The organism is Shigella sp. FC1544 (assembly GCF_001722145.1).
Lineage (GTDB): Bacteria > Pseudomonadota > Gammaproteobacteria > Enterobacterales > Enterobacteriaceae > Escherichia > Escherichia coli.
In genome coordinates, this window is the sequence record NZ_MECT01000207.1 from 1 (window position 1) to 2,734 (window position 2,734).

3 protein-coding genes, 1 other RNA gene and 2 pseudogenes are annotated in these 2,734 nt (G+C 50.2%); 3 read left to right on the plus strand and 3 right to left on the minus strand.

From position 1 onward, the window contains the following. A pseudogene (locus BGK49_RS11805) lies at positions 1–233 on the plus strand (IS4 family transposase); the annotation flags it as partial. Between the two features lie 29 nt (positions 234–262). On the opposite strand, the gene BGK49_RS11810 reads toward BGK49_RS11805, so the two are convergent. After that, on the minus strand, positions 263–574 hold the full coding sequence (locus BGK49_RS11810; RefSeq protein WP_000409911.1) for an MGMT family protein: 312 nt from the start codon (positions 572–574) through the stop codon (positions 263–265). A 163-nt stretch (positions 575–737) separates the two neighbouring features. Between BGK49_RS11810 and ffs the strand changes: the two genes are divergently transcribed. Both ffs and BGK49_RS11820 read left to right on the plus strand, forming a co-directional pair. Beyond that, positions 738–834, plus strand: an RNA gene (ffs, locus tag BGK49_RS11815) — signal recognition particle sRNA small type. Between the two features lie 119 nt (positions 835–953). Next, the gene (locus tag BGK49_RS11820; RefSeq protein WP_000878140.1) at positions 954–1,307 is read left to right on the plus strand and encodes a DUF1428 domain-containing protein; all 354 of its coding nucleotides are present in this window, start codon (positions 954–956) and stop codon (positions 1,305–1,307) included. Between the two features lie 41 nt (positions 1,308–1,348). Here the strand turns inward: BGK49_RS11820 and pdeB are convergent. Together pdeB and BGK49_RS11830 are read right to left on the minus strand one after the other, a co-directional pair. Next, positions 1,349–2,482: pseudogene (pdeB, locus tag BGK49_RS11825) on the minus strand (cyclic-guanylate-specific phosphodiesterase PdeB); the annotation flags it as partial. Between the two features lie 43 nt (positions 2,483–2,525). Then, positions 2,526–2,734 (minus strand): IS3 family transposase (locus tag BGK49_RS11830; protein ID WP_001073957.1); only part of this gene is annotated, 209 nt, incomplete at its 5' end.

Genomic DNA, 2,734 nt, shown 5'->3' on the forward strand with positions numbered 1-2,734 from the left:
GTTACTGGCCGAATCAACTGAGTTTCTCAGAATCATGCGGAATGGTGATGAGAATGCTGATGACATTGCAGGGCGCTTCACCGGGACGTATACCGGAGCTGATGCGCGATCTTGCAAGTATGGGACAACTTGTGAAATTACAGACGAGAAGGGGAAGGGCCTTCCCGAGAGTGGTAAAGGAGAGGCCCTGGAAATACCCCACAGCCCCGAAAAAGAGCCAGTCAGTTGCTTAACTGACTGGCATTACTCCGCCCGGAGAGGGTTAGTAGTTCCAGCGATAACGCTGCAAGTCGATTTGCCCGCTTCCCGATACCATCACACCTTCTGCCAGTAATGCCTGTCGCTGACGCTGTAAATCCGGTCCGGTTAGCGAAATTGTGCCGTGGCGATTAACCACCCGGTGCCAGGGTAAGGTGCTGCCTTCAGGGAGACGCTTTAACACACCGCCCACCTGGCGCGCGGCGCGGGGCGATCCCGCCAGTTTCGCCACATCACCGTAAGTGGTGACATAGCCTTCGGGAATAGCGGCGACGATTTGCCAGACGCGTTGGGGAAATGAATCTTCTTTTTCCATCTTTTCTTCCTGAGGTAATTTTTCAGCATAATCTGGAAAAAACGCCCGAGTGAAGTCGCATTGCGCAAGAAACCAGCATCTGGCACGCGATGGGTTGCAATTAGCCGGGGCAGCAGTGATAATGCGCCTGCGCGTTGGTTCTCAACGCTCTCAATGGGGGCTCTGTTGGTTCTCCCGCAACGCTACTCTGTTTACCAGGTCAGGTCCGGAAGGAAGCAGCCAAGGCAGATGACGCGTGTGCCGGGATGTAGCTGGCAGGGCCCCCACCCATTTCTGCCTCCCACCGTTTCGTCAAAAAAAACCAACATGGCTAAACTTTAACCACAACTGACGTTGCAAGAATTGTCTGGCTGCGCAGTACGCTTCGGAGGTATGTCTGATGAAGTATGTTGATGGTTTTGTGGTTGCCGTTCCTGCCGATAAAAAGGATGCCTATCGGGAAATGGCCGCTAAGGCTGCGCCATTGTTTAAAGAGTTTGGCGCGCTTCGTATTGTCGAATGCTGGGCCAGCGATGTACCGGATGGCAAAGTGACCGATTTTCGTATGGCGGTGAAAGCGGAAGAGAATGAAGAGGTTGTCTTTAGCTGGATTGAATACCCTTCAAAAGAGGTCCGCGACGCTGCTAATCAAAAGATGATGTCGGACCCACGGATGAAAGAGTTCGGCGAGTCCATGCCGTTTGACGGCAAGCGAATGATCTATGGCGGATTCGAGTCAATCATCGACGAATAGGTAGCGTGACGGGCTGTGCGGCGTGCCGTCAGCCCAAAAATTCACAAATGTTGCTCGGCCCAGCGTAAGAAATCTTCTTTCGGTAATGCCTTGCTGTAGAGCCAGCCCTGACCGTAGTGCACGCCATGCTGGCGTAGCCACTCTTCTTGTTTACTGGTTTCGATTCCCTCCGCTACCATTTTCAGTTTCAGTGTTTTTGCCATTTCGATGATATGCGGCGTGACATTTTTATATTCCAGCGCATCAACGAAAGATTTATCGATCTTCAGAATGTCGACATTCAGATCCTGTAAATAACTTAAACTTGAATATCCCGTACCAAAATCATCAAGATAAATTTCATGGCCCGCCTCCCGGTAGCGAGAAATTATCGGGGCGCTGGTTTTCGGATCGGCAAACTCGCGTTCAGTGAGTTCAAGCGCGATCTGTCTGGGATTAACCTGATAGTGATTGATCATTTCACGCAGCAATTGCGGGATTTTTTCCGGGGTGAGCACGGTGGATTCAAGATTGATCGAAATATGCTGCTGTGGATGCTGACGCAGCCAGTCGCCCATATCTTCAAAGACGCTTCTTATAATCAGTAGCGTCAATGGCTCAGAAAGGCCTGTTTGCTGTGCCAGCGGAATAAAACTATCTGGTGACAACCAACTACCGTCTGTCTGCGGCCAGCGCGCCAGTGCCTCAGCACCGACAATTTTGCCATTGGCTAAGGAGACAATCGGCTGATAGTGCACGCAAATATCACGATTTTCGATAGCATCCTGCAGCCGATGATGCGGTGACTGGATACGGCGCAAAATACGCAGCACAAACATCGCTGCCAGCAGGCCAATCACCAACCCGAGCGGTAACCAAATAAAGACTTGCCGATGCCAGCCTTTCTGCAACATTTTCGTTGAAGCCCAGGTGATGATCGAAATATTCATCTCCGGGAAGGGCAGGATATCGTAAATGATTCCATTATTTTCGATATGCTCACCGGGTGTTTTTTGTAGCCTGGTAATAATTCCCTGAGCAATTTCATCGCTGCTGGTTATGACAACGTTATGGGCATTGCCAATAATGGCGGCATCAATTTGCCATGAGCTATAGGGAATGACATCAATAAAGGAAGCGGGGTCGATCATGACGACATAATGTGCCGTTCCCATGGCGACCATGTAACGGATAATTGAGGTGTACTGGCAATAGCGGACACTACCATTTGTTCTTTTTTTAAGCAGCCATCTGATGATATTTTTCCCTGAAGGCTGCCGGGGAGATATTCCCCAGACGAGAGTGACGACGCTGACGATTGTAGAAAATCTCAATGTATTCCCGTATTACTGAGATGGCTTCATCCCGGTTATTAAAACGATAGTGGCTCAGGCTCTCATTTTTCAGCGTTCCCCAGAAGCTTTCCATCGGAGCGTTGTCGTAACAGT